The sequence below is a fragment of the Nocardioides sp. REDSEA-S30_B4 genome (assembly GCF_001627265.1).
In the GTDB taxonomy this organism is placed as follows: domain Bacteria; phylum Actinomycetota; class Actinomycetes; order Propionibacteriales; family Nocardioidaceae; genus Nocardioides.
On the sequence record NZ_LUPI01000008.1, the window covers coordinates 20,370 to 39,085 of the forward strand.

Sequence of the window (18,716 nt, forward strand, 5' to 3'; positions counted from 1 at the left end):
TGAGGTGAACCTGACTTCCGCAGGTCACCGGCTCGACGGCAAGATGGCGGCAGACCGCCGGCGCACACGCGACAGAGGAGATGTTGGTCAGTGGGTAGCAAGAACAGCTTCGGTGCCAAGAGCACCCTGGACGTCAACGGGGCGTCCTACGAGATCTTCCGCCTCGACAAGGTGACCGGTGAGGGCCTCGACGTCGAGAGCCTGCCGTTCAGCCTCAAGGTCCTCCTGGAGAACCTCCTGCGCACCGAGGACGGTGCCGACATCACCGCCGAGGACATCAAGGCGCTGGCCGGCTGGGACGAGACCGCCGACCCCGACAAGGAGATCCAGTTCACGCCGGCGCGCGTGATCATGCAGGACTTCACCGGCGTCCCCTGCGTCGTCGACCTCGCCACCATGCGTGAGGCGATGGCCGACCTCGGCGGCGACGCCACCAAGATCAATCCGCTCGCGCCCGCCGAGATGGTCATCGACCACTCGGTCATGGCCGACGTCTTCGGCAGCCCCGAGGCCTTCGAGCGCAACGTCGAGATCGAGTACGAGCGCAACCGCGAGCGCTACCAGTTCCTGCGCTGGGGCCAGGGCGCCTTCGACGACTTCAAGGTCGTCCCGCCGGGCACCGGCATCGTGCACCAGGTCAACATCGAGCACCTGGCCCGCACCGTCTTCACCCGCGAGGTCGACGGCGAGCTGCTGGCCTACCCCGACACCTGCGTCGGGACCGACTCCCACACCACGATGGTCAACGGCATCGGCGTGGTCGGCTGGGGCGTCGGCGGCATCGAGGCCGAGGCCGCCATGCTCGGCCAGCCGGTCTCCATGCTCATCCCGCGCGTGGTCGGCTTCAAGCTCTCCGGCGAGCTCCCCGAGGGCTCGACCGCCACCGACCTGGTGCTCACCATCACCGAGATGGTCCGCAAGCACGGTGTGGTCGGGAAGTTCGTGGAGTTCTACGGTCCCGGTGTCGCGGCGCTGCCGCTGGCCAACCGCGCCACCATCGGCAACATGAGCCCCGAGTTCGGCTCGACGATCGCGGTCTTCCCGATCGACGACCAGACCATCGACTACCTGCGCCTCACCGGCCGCTCCGAGGAGCAGATCGCGCTCGTCGAGAGCTACGCCAAGGAGCAGGGCCTCTGGCTCGACCCCGACGCGGAGCCGCGCTACTCCGAGAAGCTCGAGCTCGACCTCTCCACCGTCGTCCCCTCGCTGGCCGGCCCGAAGCGTCCACAGGACCGCATCGAGGTCACCGAGGCCAAGGCCGGCTTCCGCGCCGCGCTGGTCGACTACGTCGACGCCGACGCCCAGGAGACCCAGGGCTACGACGAGTCGGTCGAGGAGACCTTCCCGGCCTCCGACCCCGCGACGAGCAACGGTGGCGGCGAGGCCGCTCCGCCGAAGGACTGGGCCTCGGCCGCGCCCAAGGACGGCGGTCGCCCCTCGAACCCGGTCGAGGTGACCCTCGAGGACGGGACCCAGTTCACCCTCGACCACGGTGCGGTGACGATCGCCTCGATCACCTCCTGCACCAACACCTCCAACCCCTCGGTCATGATCGGCGCCGCGCTGCTGGCCAAGAAGGCCGTGGAGAAGGGCCTGGTCCGCAAGCCGTGGGTCAAGACCACGCTCGCGCCCGGCTCGCAGGTCGTCTCGGACTACTACGAGAAGGCCGGCCTCACGCCGTACCTCGACAAGCTCGGCTTCAACCTCGTCGGCTACGGCTGCGTGACCTGCATCGGCAACTCCGGTCCGCTCATCCCCGAGGTCTCCGCCGCGGTCAACGAGCACGACCTCGCCGTCGTCTCGGTGCTCTCGGGCAACCGCAACTTCGAGGGCCGCATCAGCCCCGACATCAAGATGAACTACCTCGCCTCCCCGCCGCTGGTCGTCGCCTACGCGCTGGCCGGCTCGATGGACGTCGACCTGTTCAACGACCCGCTGGGTGTCGACACCGAGGGCAACGAGGTCTTCCTCAAGGACATCTGGCCCTCGCCGCAGGAGGTCGAGGAGACCATCGCCGGCGCGATCAACTCCGAGATGTTCTCCTCCTCCTACGCCGACGTCTTCAAGGGCGACGAGCGCTGGCGCTCCCTGCCCACCCCGGAGGGCAACACCTTCACGTGGGACGAGGACTCGACCTACGTCCGGAAGGCTCCGTACTTCGACGGCATGCCGGAGGAGCCGACCCCGGTCACCGACATCGAGGGCGCGCGGGTCCTGCTCAAGCTGGGCGACTCGGTCACTACCGACCACATCAGCCCCGCCGGCGCGATCAAGAAGGACAGCCCGGCCGGCCGCTACCTCGCCGAGCACGGTGTCGAGCAGCGTGACTTCAACTCCTATGGCTCGCGCCGAGGCAACCACGAGGTCATGATCCGCGGCACCTTCGCCAACATCCGGCTGCGCAACCAGCTGGCGCCGGGCACCGAGGGCGGCGTGACGCGCGACTTCACCGCCGACGGCGAGGTCACCAGCGTCTACGAGGCCTCCGAGCACTACATCGACGCGGGCATCCCGCTGGTCGTGCTCGCCGGCAAGGAGTACGGCTCCGGCTCCTCGCGCGACTGGGCCGCCAAGGGCACCGCGCTGCTGGGAGTCAAGGCCGTCATCGCCGAGTCCTTCGAGCGGATCCACCGCTCGAATCTCATCGGCATGGGCGTCATCCCGCTGCAGTTCCCCGAGGGCGAGTCCGCGGAGTCGCTGGGCCTGACCGGCGAGGAGGAGTTCACCATCACCGGCATCACCGAGCTCAACGAGGGCACCACGCCCCGCACGCTCAAGGTCAAGGCCGGCGACGTGGAGTTCGACGCGGTGGTCCGCATCGACACCCCCGGCGAGGCGAACTACTACCGCAACGGCGGCATCATGCAGTACGTCCTGCGCTCGCTGCTCAAGGGCTGACCCGCCCCGAGCACGCAGTCGTGCCCCTCAGCGCGCGCCCTGGCGCCCGCTGGGGGGCACGACCCATTTGTCCGGGGCGGTCGCGCCGCACGGGCGCGAGGCGAGGGCCAGGCTGCGGGAGCTGATCAGGCTCGAGGAGCCGCTGGATACGGTGGCGCCATGATCGTGGCGTTCAGCATCTCCCCGACCAGCGGCGACGAGACCGGCAGCGTCTCCGAGGCGGTCGCCGCCGCCGTACGCGTGGTGAAGGAGTCGGGGCTGCCCTACGAGCTGAACTCGATGTTCACCAACGTCGAGGGGGAGTGGGACGAGGTGATGGCCGTGGTCAAGCGCGCCGTCGACGTCGTCGCCGAGGTCTCCCCGCGGGTCGGGCTGGTGCTGAAGGCCGACATCCGTCCCGGGTGGGACGGTCAGCTGACGGCGAAGGTCGAGCGGGTGGAGCGCCTGCTGGAGCAGGGGTGAGCCGCGCGCGACGGACGCTGGTGCTGGCGGTCGCGCTCCTGGGGGTGCTGCTCGTGATGACCGCCGCCACGGTGCTGCCGCAGGTGGCCGAGCGGCTGCGACCCGAGCCGGTGGACCTGACCCTCGACGCGGTCGAGGTCTTCGAGGACCTGCCCACGACGCACACCGACGACGCGGTGGAGTACCCGACCGAGCCGCCCGTCGGCGGACCGCACGCGGGGGAGTGGCTCGACTGCGGCGCGTACGACGAGCAGGTGCCCGCCGAGAACCTCGTGCACGACCTGGAGCACGGCACCGTCGTGATCGCCCACGACCCCGATCTCGACGCCGACGAGGTCGCGCTGCTGGCCGAGCAACTGCCGCAGAACGGCATCCTGACGCCGTGGTCCGGCCTCGACGCACCCGTGGTCGTCGTGGTGTGGGAGCGCCGTCTGGCGCTGACCGGGGCCGACGACCCGCGTCTGGCCCTGTTCATCGCCGAGCTCGGCAACGGCGAGACGGCTCCGGAGCCGCGGGCCTCCTGCGCCGGCGGCATCGAGCCGCCCCGGGACCCGGGGCTCACCCAGGTCTGAGACGCGACACGGGCCCTACGGGTGTGACACCGCCGTGACAGCGCGTGGGTAGCCTCGCAGCGTGCCGACCGATAGCGCGCCCGCAGCGGGCGACCTCCAGCCCGTGACCCTGCCCTCCGTGGACGACCTCGACGGCTGGAACGACTTCCTCGACCAGCAGGTGCTCGGCGGGCTCCAGCGCACGCGGCAGCGCATCGAGGCCCTGCGCGCGACCGCGCCCGGCGACCCGGCGAGCCTGCCGCGGTGGAACGACGTGCACGTCGACCTCGGCAACGCCTTCGCCGTGGCCGGCCTGCTCTCCCAGGTGCACCCCGACGCTGCGCTGCGCGAGCGCGCGGAGGGCTACGAGCAGCAGCTGCACGAGCTGCGGACCTCGCTCATGCTCGACCCCGGGGTCTATGCCGTGCTGGAGGCCGCCCCCACCGACGGACTGCCCGACGGCGCGGAGCGGGTGCTGGAGGACGCGCTGCGCTCCTTCCAGCGTAGCGGCGTCGACCGCGACGAGAAGACCCGCGCCCGGCTGCGCGAGCTCTCCGCACGCGGCTCCGACCTCGGCCAGGCGTTCGCCCGCAACATCCGCGACGGAGCGGGGGAGACCCGCGTCCCGGCCAGCGCCCTGGAGGGCCTGCCGGCTGACTACGTCGAGTCCCACCCGGTCGCCGAGGACGGCACGGTCACGATCACGACGGGCTACCCCGACACCAACCCGTTCCTGATGTTCTCCGCCGACCGCGAGGCGCGGCACGCGGTGATGCACACCTTCCTCAACATCGGCTGGCCCGACAACGACCCCGTCCTCGCCGACCTGCTGAAGGTCCGCGACGAGCAGGCACGGCTGCTGGGCTACGACTCCTGGCCCGACTACGACGCCGAGGAGAAGATGATCGGCACCGGGGCCGCCATCGCCGAGTTCGTCGACCGGGTCGCCCGCGACGCCACCGCCAGCGCCGAGCGCGACGCCGCGGTCCTGCTCGAGCGGGCCCGGCAGGACCACCCGGACCTCGAGCGGCTCGACGTGGCCGACGCGCGCTACTACGGCGAGGTCGTGCGCCGCGAGCAGTACGACGTCGACGGGCAGGCCGTGCGGGCCTACTTCGACTCCGGGCGGGTCCGCCAGGGGTTGCTCGACGTGACGGGCCGACTCTTCGGCCTGGAGTACCTCCCGGTCGACGCGCCCTCCTGGCACTCCGAGGTGGCGACGTACGACGTGGTGCTGGTGGAGACCGGGGAGCGGCTGGGCCGCATCCACCTCGACCTCCACCCGCGGCCGGGCAAGTACAACCACGCCGCGCAGTTCGACCTCGTCCGCGGTGTCGCCGGACGCCAGCTTCCCGAGGGCGTGCTGGTGTGCAACTTCGGACGCACCCGCATGGACCACTCCGAGGTGGTCACGCTCTTCCACGAGTTCGGCCACCTGCTGCACCACGTCCTGGCCGGGCGGCACCCGTGGGTGCGGTTCTCCGGCGTCGCCACCGAGTGGGACTTCGTCGAGGCGCCCAGCCAGATGCTCGAGGAGTGGGCCTGGGACCACGGCGTGCTCGCCGGGTTCGCCGTCGACGCCGACGGCACGCCGATCCCCGAGGCTCTCGTGGACCGGATGCGGGCGGCCGAGGAGTTCGGCAAGGGCTACTACGCGCGCACCCAGATGTACTACGCCGCCGTCTCCTACCGCTTCCACGCCGAGCTGCCCGACGACCTGACCGCGCGCTCGCGCGAGCTGTCGGACCGCTATGCCGTCTGGGGGCAGGTGCCCGACACGCACTTCCACTGCGGCTTCGGGCACCTCGAGGGCTACGGCTCGGGCTACTACACCTACATGTGGAGCCTGGTCATCGCCAAGGACCTCTTCTCGGCCTTCGACGCGGGCGACCTGTTCGCCCCGGAGGTGGCCACGCGGTACCGCGACACCGTGCTGGCCGCCGGCGGCAGCAGGGACGCCGCCGACCTGGTCGAGGAGTTCCTGGGACGTCCCTACGACAACCGGGCCTTCACGGCCTGGCTGGAGTCCTGAGGCACTCCGCGCTCACCTGGCGCTCGGTGCGCACGAACCCGGCACCGAGGTAGAGGTCGAGCGCGTGGTGGTCGGGGTCGGCCACCAGCACCAATGTGCGCGCGCCCAGCTCGCCCAGCGCGTGGGTGCCCGCGTGGTGCAGCAGCGCCTGCGCCAGACCCCGACGCCGCGCCTCCGGGTGGGTCTGCACGGTCTGGAAGCGCGCCAGCCCCTCGCCGGCGCAGAAGATCCCGAGCCCGGCGAGCAGGCGGTCGCCGTCGAACGCCCCGAGCCACGCGCCGTGGCGGCTCTCGACCGCGGCCCGCTCGGCTGCTGCACGGCGGGTCGCGAACAGCTCGTAGTCCGGGCCGGCGCCCTCGGCGCAGGCCAGGTCGAGCGCGACCTTCTGGCTCCAGTCGCGGTCGCCGCTCAGTGCGCGCACGACCGCGCTGCGCTGCAGCTGGCGCGGCGGCAGCACCCTCTCGGCGGTCAGCACGGTGTCGACGGCCACCCGCCACCCCGGTTGACGCAGCCGGTCGACGTCCTCACGGCCGGCGCTCGGGTCGTCGATGCCGACGGCGTGGTGGCCCAGGCCGGGGAGGAGCGCCTCCACGCGGGCGGCCAGCCCCGGCAGGTCCCGCAGGAGCGGTGTGCGGCGCAGGAGCACGAAGTTGCCCCAGCGGAACGTCGGGTTCTGCGGCGTGCGCACGACGACGTACGCCGGGTGGTGCTCGACCTCGCTGCCCGACTGCGCGAGCAGCGCCAGGTCGGTGCGCCACGCCAGGGACAGGACCTCCACGCCGCCGAGGCTAGGGGAGCGGGGAGCCTGCTCCGGGGACGCGCGTGTCACGTCCAGGTAAAGCGCTGCCGTGCGGGGGTAGAACGGGGGCATGGACTCCGACACCTTCACCGTGCGCACCGGCTCCGCCGACGTGGTCCTCGACCTCACCGACCGCGCCCAGGCGTGGTGCCGTGGCCGGGGCGACGGGCTGCTGCACGTGTTCGTCCCGCACGCGACCGCCGGTCTGGCGGTCCTCGAGACGGGCGCCGGCAGCGACGACGACCTGCTCGCGGCGCTGGCCGACCTGCTGCCCGCCGACGACCGGTGGCGGCACCGGCACGGCACGCCGGGCCACGGCCGGTCGCACGTGATGCCGGCCCTGGTCCCGCCGTACGCCACGCTCCCGGTCCTCGACGGCCGGCTCGCGCTCGGGACGTGGCAGAGCCTGTGCCTGGTCGACCTCAACGTGGACAACCACGAGCGCGAGGTGCGATTCAGCTTCCTGGCGGGCTGAGGCCGGGGCAGGGCGGTTACTCCGCACGAGTTCTCACCCTGAGCTCGCGCTGAGGGTGAGAACGCGTGCGGACTATCCCGCCCGGCATCGAACACGTGTTCGACCGTCGGCGTACCATCGCCCCCATGGACCGACTCGTCGCCCCGCCCGGCTGGCCGCGTGCCGTGCGACCCCCCGACGCCCCCGACTGGGAGACCACGGCATGTGCCTGGCTGCTCGACCAGTGCCCGCCGGAGTTCCGCGGCTACGCGACCCTGAGGCGCCACCCGGTGGTGCTGGCGCGGTTCGCGGTGCTGCACGTCGAGGGTTGTCACGCCGCCGTACGCCGTGGGCTCAGCGAGGCCCGGGCCGACCTGCCCCAGGTGGCTGACGGGGACGTCGTGGAGGCGGCGGTGCAGACCTTCCTCACCGAGGAGGCGCGCCTCGTGGCGCTGCGCCGCGAGGTCGGGCTGGTCGAGGAGGCGCTGCGCGGGCGTCGCTACCGCGCACGGCTCTGAGCGAGGCCCGCGTGCGGGACGAGGTGGTCGAGGAGGTGGTTGAGTGGACCGCATGCACCGCTTCGCCTGCGTCGTCCTGATCGACCGCCACGGACGCCTGCTGCTGCAGGAGCGCGACGAGCACCCGGTGATCGACCCGGAGAAGTGGGGCTTCTGCGGCGGCCACCTGGAGGAGGGCGAGGACGCCCTGGGCGGTGCGGTGCGCGAGCTGGAGGAGGAGACCGGCGTGCGGCTCCCGCCCGATCGGCTGGAGCTGGTGGAGGTGGCCAGCGTCTTCCACGAGGCCTACGACTCCTGGGACGAGATGTCGTTCTACGCGGCGGCCGTCGACCTCGCCGACGACGACATCGTCTGCGGCGAGGGGCGTCGGATCGTGTTCGTCGACGCCGACCGAGTGCTGGACCTCGACCTCACCGGGTCCGCCCGGCAGGTCCTGCCGGGGTTCCTCTCCGGCCCCGTCTACAGCAGGCTGTGCGCGTGAGCACCCGAGTCACCGTCCACCAGGTCCACCACGACGGCGCCGAGGACGTCGTGGTCGCCCCGAGCGGCCGCCACGAGGGATCGGTCTACACCGGCACCGTCGACGGCGCCGTGCTGCGGGTGGGACCCGACGGCTCCGTCGAGCAGGTCGGCTCCACCGGCGGGCGCCCGCTCGGTCTCGAGATCGACCCCGAGGGCCGGCTGCTGGTCTGCGACGCCCACCGCGGGCTGCTGCGCATGGACCCCGACACCGGCGCGGTCGAGCGGCTGCTGGCCGAGGTCGACGGCACCGCGATGGTCTTCACCAACAACGCCGCGATCGGCTCCGACGGCACCACCTGGTTCTCCGACTCCTCGCGCCACTACGGCATCGAGCGCTGGAAGGACGACTTCGTCCAGGACACCCGCTCGGGCCGCCTGCTGTCCCTCGCTCCCGACGGCACGGTCACCACGGTCCTCGACGGGCTGGCCTTCGCCAACGGCGTGGCCCTGTCGGCCGACGAGTCCTTCGTCGTCGTGGCCGAGACCCGCGCCCGCACCCTCGTACGCCGCTGGCTGACCGGGGACCGGGCCGGCACCCGCGACCTGCTGGCCGGCGACCTGCCCGGCTACCCCGACAACATCGCGCGGGGCAGCGACGGGTTGATCTGGGTCAGCATCGCCAGCCCGGTCGACCCCGTGGTCGAGCGGCTCGGGAGCGCTCCGATGTGGGCGCGCAAGGCGGTCACGCGCATCCCCGAGCGGCTCCAGCCCAAGCCCGCCCACACCTGCCGGGTGCAGGCCTACGACGACGAGGGGCGGCTGGTGCACGACCTCGACCTCGACACGCCCGACTTCCACATGGTCACCGGTGTGCGCGAGCACGAGGGGCGGGTCTGGCTGGGCAGCCTGCACGAACCCGCCGTCGCGGTCGTGGACCTGTGAGGACCTCCGTCTAGACTCATGGACTCGCCCTCTCACCACCGTGCGGGGGCACGCCACGCCTGAGGAGGACCCCCGATGGGAGTGCTGGAGTCGGTCACGGGACCCCGTGACCTCCAGGGACTCAGCGACGACGACCTCACGCTCCTGGCGAGCGAGATCCGCGACCTGCTGATCCGCACGGTCGCGACCAACAGCGGGCACCTCGGGCCCAACCTGGGCGTGGTCGAGCTGACGCTGGCCGTGCACCGGGTCTTCGACTCCCCGCGCGACCGCATCGTCTTCGACACCGGCCACCAGTCCTACGTCCACAAGCTGCTCACCGGGCGCGTGGAGTCCTTCGGCACCCTGCGCCGCGAGGGCGGGCTCTCGGGCTACCCCAGCCAGGAGGAGTCCGAGCACGACATCGTCGAGAACTCCCACGCCTCCACCGCGCTGTCCTACGCCGACGGCCTGGCCAAGGCCTACCGCATCCGCGGCGAGGACCGCCACGCCGTCGCCATCATCGGCGACGGGGCGCTGACCGGCGGCATGGCCTGGGAGGCGCTCAACAACATCGCGATCGCCAAGGACAGCCGGCTGGTCATCGTCGTCAACGACAACGGCCGCTCCTACACCCCCACCATCGGCGGCCTGGCCACGGCGCTCTCGAGCCTGCGCACCGACCCCCGCTACGAGCACGTCCTCGACGCGGTCAAGAAGCGCCTCAACGCCGTCCCCGGCGTGGGCCCGGCGGCCTACGACGCGCTCCACGCGATGAAGAAGGGCCTCAAGGACGCGCTGGCGCCGCAGGGCCTCTTCGAGGACCTCGGCCTGAAGTACGTCGGTCCCGTCGACGGCCACGACCGAGCCGCGATGGAGACCGCGCTCACGCAGGCCAAGCGCTTCGGCGGCCCGGTGATCGTGCACGCCCTGACCCGCAAGGGCTACGGCTACGACCCGGCCGAGCGCCACGAGGCCGACCAGTTCCACGCGCCCGGCCCCTTCGACGTCCAGACCGGCGCGGAGAAGCCCAAGGGCCGGATCTGGACCGACCACTTCTCCGAGGCGATGGTCGACCTCGGCCACCGTCGCAAGGACGTCGTCGCGATCACGGCCGCGATGATGCACCCGGTGGGGCTCGACGCCTTCGAGCGGCACTTCCCCGAGCGCACCTTCGACGTCGGCATCGCCGAGCAGCACGCCGCCACCTCCGCGGCCGGTCTCGCGATGGGCGGGCTGCACCCGGTCGTCGCGGTCTACGCGACGTTCCTCAACCGCGCCTTCGACCAGGTCCTGATGGACTGCGCGCTGCACAGGTGCGGCGTCACCTTCGTCCTGGACCGCTCCGGCGTGACCGGTGACGACGGCGCCAGCCACAACGGCATGTGGGACATGTCGATCCTGCAGGTGGTGCCGGGCCTGCGCCTGGCTGCCCCTCGCGACACCACCCGGCTGCGCGAGCTGCTCGACGAGGCCGTCCTCGTCGACGACGCGCCGACCGTGGTCCGGTTCCCCAAGGGGGCGCCTCCCGCCGACATCGAGGCCGTCGACCGCGTGGGCGGCTGCGACGTGCTGGTCCGCTCCGGCGCCAAGGACGTCCTGGTCGTGGCGGTCGGCTCGATGGCCACCACCGCGGTGGACGTCGCCGAGCGGCTCACCGCCCAAGGCATCGGCGTCACCGTGGTCGACCCCCGCTGGGTCAAGCCCGTCGACCCCGCGCTCATCGACCTCGCCCGCGCCCACCGGCTGGTGGTCTCCGTCGAGGACAACGGGGTCCAGGGCGGCTGCGGCGCCTCGCTGCTGCAGGCCCTGGTCGCCGCCGACGTGCGCACCCCGGTGCGCCTCCACGGCATCCCGCAGGAGTTCCTCGGTCACGCCAAGCGCGACGTGATCCTCGACCGGGTCGGGCTCACCGCCCAGCACCTGGCGCGAGGCATCGTCGAGGCGATGGCCGACGAGGCCCTCCCCGACCTCGACGCCGTTGACCGGCGCGGCTGAGCGGTCCTGGGAGGGAGACCCGACCCGCAGCCGGCCGGTCGCACCGGGAGCGGTGCGGCTGCTGCTGGCGGTCGTGCTGGCGCTCGGTGCGCTGAGCGGCTGCACGCTGTTCGACGACGACACCGAGGGGTCACCGCTGCCGACCTCGGCGGCGCCACCGCCCCCTGGGGTCGTGGAGGACCTGACCCGGGTGCTTCGACGCCGAGCCGTCGCCGTCCGTGAGGACCGCGCCCGACAGTTCCGGTCCGGCCTCGTCGCGGGCGACCGCGCGTTCCGGCGCGCCCAGGCGGCGTACTTCACCTCGGTGCGCCAGCTGCCGCTGGGCGTCTTCCGCTACTCCTTCGACGCCGCCGACATCCTGCGGGTCGACGGGTCCTACTGGGTCGTGGTGCGGGTCCACCTCCAGCTGGAGGGGTACGACGACGAGCCGGTCGTCTCGCGCGACCGCTACCTCTTCACGCCGGACTCGCGCGGCCGCCTGCGGCTGGCGTCGGTGACCGACGCCGAGTGGGAGGAGCGCAACGGCGTCCTGGCTCAGCCGTGGGACCGCGGCCCGGTGGAGGTCCGCAGCGTGGCCGGCGTCCTGGGTGTCTTCGACGTCGGGAGCGTCGACCGGTCCGCGGAGCTGCTGGACTCCGCGCAGCGGGCCATCTCCGACGTGAGTGCGGTCGTGCCCTACGACTGGGACCATCGGGTGGTGCTCTACGCGCTGTCCGACACCGCGTTCATGGCGTCGCTGGAGCAGCTGCCCGGGGGCGACCCGGACCTGGTGGACGCCGTGGCGTTCCCGGTGCCGGTCGACGACGCGGACCCCTTCGCGGCGATCGCGGGTGTCCGGGTGGCGCTGCACCCCCGGATGCTGGGCCGCCAGGACGCCGCCCGCGACCGGCTGCTCCGCCACGAGCTGACCCACGTGGCCCTGGGACGGCGCGACGACGACGTGCCGACCTGGCTCTCGGAGGGTGTCGCGGAGTGGGTCTCGGTGCGGCCGCTGGCGCCACAGGACCGCGCCCTGTCCACCGCGTCGCTGGTGGCGGCCCGCGACGCGCTGGAGTCCGGGGAGCTGGACCTGCCCGCGTCGGTGGACTTCAACGGGAGCCTCCAGGGGGCCAACTACGGGCTGTCGTGGTGGGCGTGCGAGCACCTGGCGACGTCCTACGGCGACCGGGTCCTGTGGCAGCTGGTCGACGAGCTGGGCAGCGTGCCGGCCGACGGCTCCGTGGACGAGCGGGGCGCTGAGGCGCTGCGGCGGCTCACCGGGGGGGGCCCACGCGACCTGGCGCGCAGGGCCGCGAAGCAGATGGTGGCGACGTACGGACCCTGAGGTCCGCACGCCGCCACCGATCAGTCCTGCGTTGGTGTCGTGCTCACACCGGGAGGGCTCAGTGGAACGAGCCCAGGCCCTCGCGCTCGAGCAGCATGGTCAGGCCGCCGTTCCAGAAGGCGAAGCCCGCACCGGTGATCATCGCCAGGTCCAGGTCCTCGGCCGCCGCGACGACGCCCTCGTCGAGCATCAGGCGGGCCTCCTGCGCGAGGCCGGAGAGCACCGTGCGGCGCACCTCCTCCTTGGCCAGGACCTTCGGCTCGGCCGGCTTCTCCAGCAGCGCCTCGACCTCGGGGTCCAGCGACCCGTCGGGACCGAAGTAGGCACCCTTCTTCGCCGCCACGACCCGCTCGAGGGCGGGGGAGACGTAGAAGCGGTCGGGGAAGGCCGCGGCCAGCGTCTCGGTGTTGTGCAGCGCGATGGCCGGACCGACGAGCGCGATCAGCGTGAACGGCGGCATCGGGGCGACGCCGGCGAACGCACCGTCGACCACGTCGATCGGGGTGCCCTCGTCGAGGATCCGGCTGACCTCGGACATGAAGCGGCCGAGGAGGCGGTTGACGATGAACGACGGGCTGTCCTGGACCAGGATGGTGGTCTTCTTCAGCGCCTTGCCGGTGCCGAAGGCGGTGGCCAGCGTCGCGTCGTCGGTCTTCTCGCCCTGCACGATCTCCAGCAGCGGCATGACCGCGACGGGGTTGAAGAAGTGGAAGCCCACGACCCGCTCGGGGTGCTCGAGGTCGGCGGCCATCTCGGTGATCGAGAGCGAGGAGGTGTTGGTGGCCAGCACGCACTCGGCGCTGACGACCTTCTCCACGTCGGCGAAGACGGCCTTCTTGACGCCCATCTCCTCGAACACGGCCTCGATGACGAAGTCCGCGCCGGCGAAGCCCTCGGCCTTGTCGACCGAGCCGGTGACCAGGGCCTTGTGGCGGTTGGCCTTGTCCTGGTTGATCCGACCCTTGGCCAGCAGCTTGTCGATCTCGGCGTGGACGTAGCCCACGCCCTTGTCGACGCGCTCCTGGTCGAGGTCGGTCAGCACGACCGGGACCTCGAGACGGCGCACGAACAGCAGCGCCATCTGGCTGGCCATCAGGCCGGCGCCGACGATGCCGACCTTGGTCACCGGGCGGGCCAGCGACTTGTCGGGCGCACCGGCGGGGCGCTTGGCGCGCTTCTGCACCAGGTCGAAGGAGTAGAGGCTGGCCAGCAGCTCGGGGGTCTGCGACAGCGCGTGCAGGGCGTCGTCCTCGCGGGCGAAGCCGGCGTCGCGGTCGCCGTCCTTGGCCGCGGCGAGCAGCTCGACGGCCTTGGCGGCGGCCGGGCTGGCGCCACCGGTGCGGGCCAGGGCGACCTGCTCGGCACGGCGTACGGCGGCGTCCCACGCCTCCCCGCGGTCGACCTCGGGCCGCTCGACGGCGACCTTGCCGGTGAGGACGTCGCCCGCCCAGAGCAGGGACTGCTCGAGGAAGTCGGCGCCGGAGAAGACCGCGTCGGCGAGACCGAGCTCGAAGGCCTGCTGGCCGCCGACGGTCCTGCCGTTGTTGAGGGGGTTCTCGATGATCAGCGTCACCGCGGTGTCGGCACCGACGAGGTTCGGCACGAGGAACGCGCCGCCCCAGCCGGGGACCAGGCCGAGCATGACCTCGGGCAGGCCCAGGGCCGGTGCGGAGTCCATGACGGTGCGGTAGGTGCAGTGCAGCGCGACCTCGAGGCCGCCGCCCAGCGAGAGGCCGTTGATGAACCCGAAGGAGGGCTTCTGGCCGTCGCCGAGCTTGCGGAAGACCGCGTGACCGAGCTCGGCCACCACGCGCACGGCGTCCGGGCCGCCGCCGGCGATCGAGGTGAGGTCGGCGCCCGCGGCCAGGATGAACGGCTTGCCGGTCACAGCCAGCGCGGTCACCTCGTCGTCGGCCAGCGCCGCGTCGATGGCGGTGTTGAGGCTGATCAGGCCGCGGGGACCGAAGGTGTTGGGCTTGGTGTGGTCCTCGCCGTTGTCGAGGGTGATCAGGCCGATCACGCCGGCGCCGCCCGGCAGGGTCACCTTGCGCAGCTTGGCCTCGGTGACGCGCTCGGCGTCGGAGGAGATCTCCTCGGCGCGGGCCAGGAGGGTCGAGATGTCGCTCATGTCAGGCCTTCTCTCCGGTCCAGTGGGGGTTCTCCCAGATGACGGTGCCGCCCATGCCGATGCCGATGCACATGGTGGTGAGGCCGTAGCGGACCTCGGGGCGCTCCTCGAACTGGCGCGCGAGCTGGCTCATCAGGCGCACGCCCGAGGAGGCCAGTGGGTGACCCATGGCGATCGCGCCGCCGTAGGGGTTGACGCGCGCGTCGTCGTCGGCGATGCCGAAGTGCTCGAGGAAGGCCAGCACCTGCACGGCGAAGGCCTCGTTGACCTCGAAGGCCTCGATGTCGTCGATGGTCAGCCCGGCCTGCTTGAGCGCCTTCTCGGTGGCGGGGATCGGGCCCGCGCCCATGACCTCGGGCTCGACGCCCACGAAGGAGTAGGACACCAGCCGCATCTTGATCGGCAGGCCGAGCTCCTTGGCGGTCTCCTCCTCGGCGAGCAGCGCTGCGGTGGCGCCGTCGTTGATGCCGGCGGCGTTGCCCGCGGTCACCTTGCCGGCGGCGCGGAACGGCGTCTTGAGGCCGGCGAGGCTCTCCATCGTCGTCTGCGGGCGCATCGGCTCGTCGGTGGTGGCCAGGCCCCAGCCCTCCTCGGCGGAGCGGGTGGCGACCGGCACCAGGTCGGGCTGGATCGCGCCGGCCTCGTAGGCGGCCGCGGTCTTGGCCTGGGAGCGCACGGCGTAGGCGTCGACGCGCTCCTTGGTGATCGTGGGGTAGCGGTCGTGGAGGTTCTCCGCGGTCTTGCCCATCACCAGCGCGTCGGGGTTGACGATGCGCTCGGAGAGGATGCGCGGGTTGGGGTCCACGCCCTCGCCCATCGGGTGGCGGCCCATGTGCTCGACACCGCCGGCGATGGCGACGTCGTAGGAGCCGAAGGCGATGCCGCCGGCGGTGGTGGTCACGGCGGTCATGGCGCCGGCGCACATGCGGTCGATGGCGTAGCCGGGCACCGACTGGGGCAGCCCGGAGAGCAGGGCGGCGGTGCGGCCGATGGTCAGGCCCTGGTCGCCGATCTGGGTGGTGGCGGCGATCGCGACCTCGTCGACCCGCTCGGGCGGGAGCCCGGGGTTGCGACGCATGAGCTCGCGGATGCACTTGATGACGAGGTCGTCGGCGCGGGTCTCGGCGTACTGGCCCTTGGCCTTGCCGAAGGGGGTGCGCACGCCGTCGACGAAGACGACCTCTCGCAGCTGTCGGGGCACGGGGTCTCCTGGAGGTGGGTGCTCTGGACGAAGCGATGTTACCTGCCGGTACTACCGACGGGTAATGATTGGGTGGACGGCGTGGTGCGGCGCCGGGACGGCCGGGAATATCGTGGGCCGCTCCGGGCTTGCGCCCACCGAGCGATCGCCCGGTCGATCACGCCATGGATCGCCCCCTGGATCGCTCGAGGACCAGACCCGCAGGATTCCCCCAGCCGTGAGGAGCGTGGACCCACCGTGGCCGACAACCGCCTGGTGCACATCGTGGACGAGGTGCCCGAGCTCGACGGCCCGCAGCGGCCGGAGTCGCTGACGATGGTGGTGGTCCTCGACGGGTTCCTCGACGCCGGCAGCGCCGCCGCCCGGGCCGCCCAGCACCTCGTGGACCTCGACGACGGACCCGGTGCCGGTCGGGTCGTGGCGACCTTCGAGGTCGACGAGCTGCACGACTACCGCGCCCGCCGCCCCGCCGTCTCCTTCGTGGTCGACCGCTACCAGGACTACGACGCGCCCCGCCTGGTGGTGCGCCTGCTCCACGACACCGGCGGGACGCCGTACCTGCTGCTGCAGGGGCCCGAGCCCGACATCCGCTGGGAGGGCTTCGCCCGCGCGGTGCGCGAGGTCGTCGAGCGCTTCTCGGTCACGCGCACGATCAGCATGGGCTCGGTCCCGATGGCGGTCCCGCACACGCGGCCGATCGCGATCACCCACCACGCGAACGACCCCGAGCTGCTCATCGGCGCCTCTCCCTGGCGCGGCGAGCTGCGGGTGCCCAGCAGCGCGCAGGCCCTGCTGGAGATCCGGATGGGGGAGTGGGACCACCCGATGCAGGGCTTCGTCGCCCACATCCCGCACTACCTCGCCCAGCTGGCCTACCCGCAGGCGTCCGCCGCGCTGCTGGAGCAGGTCGAGCTCGCGGGTCGCTTGACGGTGGACCTCTCCGGCCTGCGGGCCGAGGCGGAGGACCGGGAGGCCGAGATCGCGACGTACCTCGCCGAGCACGACGAGGTCGCCGACGTGGTGGCCGCCCTCGAGCGTCAGTACGACGCGTTCGAGCGTGCCGAGGAGAGCGGTGCCTCGCTGCTGGCGCCCGACGAGCCGCTGCCGACCGGTGAGGAGATCGGCCAGCAGTTCGAGCAGTTCCTCGCCGGGCTCGACGAGCCCGGCGACCCCTCTGATCCCGACGACCGGAACGGTGGTGCCTGAGTGCCCCGCGACGTGGGCGAGCTGCTCTCGCTCCTTGACCTCGAGACGATCGACGACAACCTCTTCCGGGGTGCCCAGCAGGACTCCGTCCTGCCGCGGGTCTTCGGTGGGCAGGTGGCGGCCCAGGCGCTGGTGGCCGCGTCGCGGACGACCGACCCCGCCTACGTGGTGCACTCGCTGCACTCCTACTTCCTGCAGCCCGGAGACACCGGGGCTCCGATCGTCTACGACGTCGAGGAGCTGCGCAGCGGTCGCTCGTTCGCGACGCGCCGGGTGCTGGCGCGCCAGCACGGTCGGCCGATCTTCGTGATGACCACCGACTTCCAGAAGCCCGAGGACGGGCTCGAGCACCAGGACGCCTTCCCCGACGACGTCCCCGCGCCCGAGGACTGCTTCGACCCGCAGGCCGGTCGCGGTGAGGAGCTCTCGGAGTGGGGCGCGATCTCGATGCGGTACGTCGGCTCCTCGGCCGACCTGCTGCCCGAGGACCCGCAGCGCCCCGGTCGCCAGCGCTTCTGGCTGCGCATCGACGGGGAGCTGCCCGACGACCCGCTGGTGCACGCGGCCGCGTTCGCCTACGCCTCCGACATGACCCTGGCCGGCGCTGCACTCGCGCCGCACGGCTACCGGCTCGGGGGCCCCGACATCATGATCGCCTCCCTCGACCACGCCGTGTGGTTCCACGAGCCCTTCCGGGCCGACCGGTGGTGGCTCTACGACCAGCACGCCCCTCGCGCGACCGGTGGCCGGGCGCTGATCAACTCACGGGTCTTCACCGAGGACGGCCGACTGGTCGGCTCCACGGCGCAGGAGGCCCTGCTGCGGCGTGCTCGGGAGAGCTCGCGATGAAGGTCCCCGAGCCGACACCCCTGCGCGAGCCCGACCAGGGTGCCGTCGACGAGCTGGTCGAGCTGCTCGACCTCGAGACGATCGACCAGGACCTCTACCGCGGCAGCAACGTCTACACGCCCCGGGGCCGGGTCTTCGGCGGACAGGTCGCCGCGCAGGCGCTGTGCGCCGGCATCCGCACCGTGCCCGAGGAGTTCGGGGTGCACTCGCTGCACTCCTACTTCCTGCTCCCCGGCGACCCGAGCATCCCGATCGTCTACGACGTCGAGCGCATCCGCGACGGGCGCTCGTTCCTGACCCGCCGGGTGGCCGCGCGTCAGCACGGGCGGGCGATCTACTTCCTCACCGCCAACTTCCAGCGCGAGGAGGAGGGCTTCAGCCACCAGGACGCGATGCCGGACGTCATCCCGCCCGCCGAGGGCCTGGACCTCGTCGAGCTGATGAGCGTGCGCGGCAACAGCGACGCCGAGGCGCTGGGACGCGAGTGGGCCGCCCTCGACGTCCGCTGGGTCGGCAACTCCAAGCACGGCCTCGAGCCGGATCCGGTCCACCCCTCCCGCGCGCGGATGTGGGCGAAGGTCAACGGCGACCTCGGCGACGACCCGGTCACCCACGTCGCGGCCTTCACCTTCGCCTCCGACGTCTCGCTGCTCGGGGCGACGCTCGCGGCGCACCCGGTCAGCCCGCACAAGACCCAGATGGCCTCGCTGGACCACACCATCTGGTTCCACCGCCCCTTCCGCGCCGACCGCTGGTGGCTCTACGACCAGTGGTCGCCGTCGGCGCAGTCGGCTCGCGGTCTGGCGATCGGGCGGGTCTTCACCGAGGACGGGACGCTGGTCGCCACGGTGGCCCAGGAGGGCCTGATCAGGCCACGCGGATAGCACAACAAGCATGTAATTCGTGACAA

16 protein-coding genes are annotated in these 18,716 nt (G+C 72.1%); 13 read left to right on the forward strand and 3 right to left on the reverse strand.

What is annotated here, in order from left to right; all coding sequences use genetic code 11:
• The first annotated feature begins 90 nt into the window (after nucleotides 1-90).
• From A6R01_RS01635 to A6R01_RS01650, 4 genes are all read left to right on the forward strand, one after another.
• Entirely contained in the window at nucleotides 91-2,901 is a 2,811-nt protein-coding gene (locus A6R01_RS01635) for an aconitate hydratase (RefSeq protein ID WP_292602903.1), read from the forward strand.
• A gap of 159 nt (nucleotides 2,902-3,060) precedes the next feature.
• Nucleotides 3,061-3,363 (forward strand): MTH1187 family thiamine-binding protein, encoded by a 303-nt coding sequence (locus A6R01_RS01640; protein ID WP_179530956.1) that lies wholly within the window; start codon nucleotides 3,061-3,063, stop codon nucleotides 3,361-3,363.
• Entirely contained in the window at nucleotides 3,360-3,935 is a 576-nt protein-coding gene (locus tag A6R01_RS01645) for a DUF3105 domain-containing protein (protein ID WP_292602905.1), read from the forward strand. The genes A6R01_RS01640 and A6R01_RS01645 overlap by 4 nt, the downstream gene beginning before the upstream one ends.
• A gap of 61 nt (nucleotides 3,936-3,996) precedes the next feature.
• Entirely contained in the window at nucleotides 3,997-5,946 is a 1,950-nt protein-coding gene (locus A6R01_RS01650) for a M3 family metallopeptidase (RefSeq protein WP_292602907.1), read from the forward strand.
• Here A6R01_RS01650 and A6R01_RS01655 read toward each other — a convergent pair.
• Nucleotides 5,924-6,724 carry a GNAT family N-acetyltransferase gene (locus A6R01_RS01655; RefSeq protein WP_292602909.1) on the reverse strand — a complete coding sequence of 267 codons (801 nt, stop codon included), beginning with the start codon at nucleotides 6,722-6,724 and terminating at the stop codon, nucleotides 5,924-5,926. The genes A6R01_RS01650 and A6R01_RS01655 overlap by 23 nt on opposite strands.
• A 91-nt stretch (nucleotides 6,725-6,815) precedes the next feature.
• Between A6R01_RS01655 and A6R01_RS01660 the strand changes: the two genes are divergently transcribed.
• The 6 genes from A6R01_RS01660 (at nucleotide 6,816) to A6R01_RS01685 (ending at nucleotide 12,422) form a co-directional block, all read left to right on the forward strand.
• Nucleotides 6,816-7,220, forward strand: coding sequence for a YjbQ family protein (locus tag A6R01_RS01660; RefSeq protein WP_292602912.1), 405 nt, complete (start codon nucleotides 6,816-6,818; stop codon nucleotides 7,218-7,220).
• Between the two features lie 125 nt (nucleotides 7,221-7,345).
• A complete protein-coding gene (locus tag A6R01_RS01665; RefSeq protein WP_292602914.1) occupies nucleotides 7,346-7,717 on the forward strand; it encodes a hypothetical protein in 372 nt (123 codons plus the stop codon).
• A 52-nt stretch (nucleotides 7,718-7,769) separates the two neighbouring features.
• Nucleotides 7,770-8,198 (forward strand): NUDIX domain-containing protein, encoded by a 429-nt coding sequence (locus A6R01_RS01670; protein ID WP_292603419.1) that lies wholly within the window; start codon nucleotides 7,770-7,772, stop codon nucleotides 8,196-8,198.
• A complete protein-coding gene (locus A6R01_RS01675) occupies nucleotides 8,195-9,121 on the forward strand; it encodes an SMP-30/gluconolactonase/LRE family protein (protein ID WP_292602915.1) in 927 nt (308 codons plus the stop codon). Before A6R01_RS01670 ends, A6R01_RS01675 begins: the two co-directional genes overlap by 4 nt.
• Before the next feature lie 75 nt (nucleotides 9,122-9,196).
• Nucleotides 9,197-11,098 (forward strand): 1-deoxy-D-xylulose-5-phosphate synthase, encoded by a 1,902-nt coding sequence (dxs, locus tag A6R01_RS01680; protein WP_292602917.1) that lies wholly within the window; start codon nucleotides 9,197-9,199, stop codon nucleotides 11,096-11,098.
• 52 nt (nucleotides 11,099-11,150) lie between these two features.
• Nucleotides 11,151-12,422 carry a hypothetical protein gene (locus tag A6R01_RS01685; RefSeq protein WP_292602919.1) on the forward strand — a complete coding sequence of 424 codons (1,272 nt, stop codon included), beginning with the start codon at nucleotides 11,151-11,153 and terminating at the stop codon, nucleotides 12,420-12,422.
• A gap of 58 nt (nucleotides 12,423-12,480) precedes the next feature.
• On the opposite strand, the gene A6R01_RS01690 is transcribed toward A6R01_RS01685, so the two are convergent.
• On the reverse strand, nucleotides 12,481-14,550 hold the full coding sequence (locus A6R01_RS01690) for a 3-hydroxyacyl-CoA dehydrogenase NAD-binding domain-containing protein (protein WP_292602921.1): 2,070 nt from the start codon (nucleotides 14,548-14,550) through the stop codon (nucleotides 12,481-12,483).
• A 1-nt stretch (nucleotide 14,551) separates the two neighbouring features.
• Nucleotides 14,552-15,751, reverse strand: coding sequence for a thiolase family protein (locus tag A6R01_RS01695; RefSeq protein ID WP_292602923.1), 1,200 nt, complete (start codon nucleotides 15,749-15,751; stop codon nucleotides 14,552-14,554).
• 237 nt (nucleotides 15,752-15,988) lie between these two features.
• Between A6R01_RS01695 and A6R01_RS01700 the strand changes: the two genes are divergently transcribed.
• Genes A6R01_RS01700 through A6R01_RS01710 form a run of 3 tightly spaced genes read left to right on the forward strand, consistent with a single transcriptional unit; the run spans nucleotide 15,989 to nucleotide 18,690 of the window.
• Nucleotides 15,989-16,957 (forward strand): PAC2 family protein, encoded by a 969-nt coding sequence (locus tag A6R01_RS01700; RefSeq protein ID WP_292602925.1) that lies wholly within the window; start codon nucleotides 15,989-15,991, stop codon nucleotides 16,955-16,957.
• Nucleotides 16,958-17,806, forward strand: a complete 849-nt coding sequence (locus tag A6R01_RS01705; RefSeq protein ID WP_292602927.1) for an acyl-CoA thioesterase II — start codon at nucleotides 16,958-16,960, stop codon at nucleotides 17,804-17,806.
• Complete coding sequence (locus A6R01_RS01710) at nucleotides 17,803-18,690, forward strand: acyl-CoA thioesterase II (protein WP_292602929.1); 888 nt, start codon at nucleotides 17,803-17,805, stop codon at nucleotides 18,688-18,690. The genes A6R01_RS01705 and A6R01_RS01710 overlap by 4 nt, the downstream gene beginning before the upstream one ends.
• Nucleotides 18,691-18,716 lie beyond the last annotated feature (26 nt).

Excerpts from the sequence above, each read along its gene's own strand:
- A6R01_RS01640 (WP_179530956.1), top strand. The coding sequence starts at position 3,061 with ATGATCGTGGCGTTCAGCATCTCCCCGACCAGCGGCGACGAGACCGGC.
- A6R01_RS01660 (WP_292602912.1), top strand. The coding sequence starts at position 6,816 with ATGGACTCCGACACCTTCACCGTGCGCACCGGCTCCGCCGACGTGGTC.
- A6R01_RS01665 (WP_292602914.1), top strand. The coding sequence starts at position 7,346 with ATGGACCGACTCGTCGCCCCGCCCGGCTGGCCGCGTGCCGTGCGACCC.
- A6R01_RS01670 (WP_292603419.1), top strand. The coding sequence starts at position 7,770 with ATGCACCGCTTCGCCTGCGTCGTCCTGATCGACCGCCACGGACGCCTG.
- dxs (WP_292602917.1), top strand. The coding sequence starts at position 9,197 with ATGGGAGTGCTGGAGTCGGTCACGGGACCCCGTGACCTCCAGGGACTC.
- A6R01_RS01690 (WP_292602921.1), bottom strand. The coding sequence starts at position 14,550 with ATGAGCGACATCTCGACCCTCCTGGCCCGCGCCGAGGAGATCTCCTCC.
- A6R01_RS01710 (WP_292602929.1), top strand. The coding sequence starts at position 17,803 with ATGAAGGTCCCCGAGCCGACACCCCTGCGCGAGCCCGACCAGGGTGCC.